General features: G+C 67.3%; 1 pseudogene. It reads right to left on the bottom strand.

Annotated features, from left to right (window positions below):
• Window positions 1-242: pseudogene (locus FMEAI12_RS29050) on the bottom strand (transposase); the annotation flags it as partial.
• Between the last annotated feature and the right edge of the window lie 110 nt (window positions 243-352).

Below are 352 nucleotides of genomic sequence, written 5' to 3'. Positions count from 1 at the left end.
AGGACGGTGCCGGGAGTGACCAGCCGGTGCGCTCGCAGTGCCTTGGGGAGAAGTCGGATCAGGGCGGCGAGCACCGCCCGGTCCGCCCAGTCCCACCGGGGCTTGGGCTGGGTACGGCGCAGCACCGCAACCTCATGCCGCAGCACCAGCAACTCGATGTCCTTCGACGCCGACGAACGACCGAGGAGAACCAGCCAGCCACACACCCGCACGAAGATCAGATAGAGCAGGCGTACGGACATAGTTGACCATCATGCGGCCGGCCCCGCGCCGGCGCATCGCCCCAGGTCACAGGCTCAGGCCGACTTCTGGCACCCCACAGGATCGGCGAGTGAGCCAAAATCCCTGCTCA

Origin of the sequence: Parafrankia sp. Ea1.12 (genome assembly GCF_900465275.1) — a bacterium.
GTDB classification, from domain to species: domain Bacteria; phylum Actinomycetota; class Actinomycetes; order Frankiales; family Frankiaceae; genus Parafrankia; species Parafrankia soli.
This window is presented reverse-complemented; position numbering and strand designations above follow the sequence as displayed.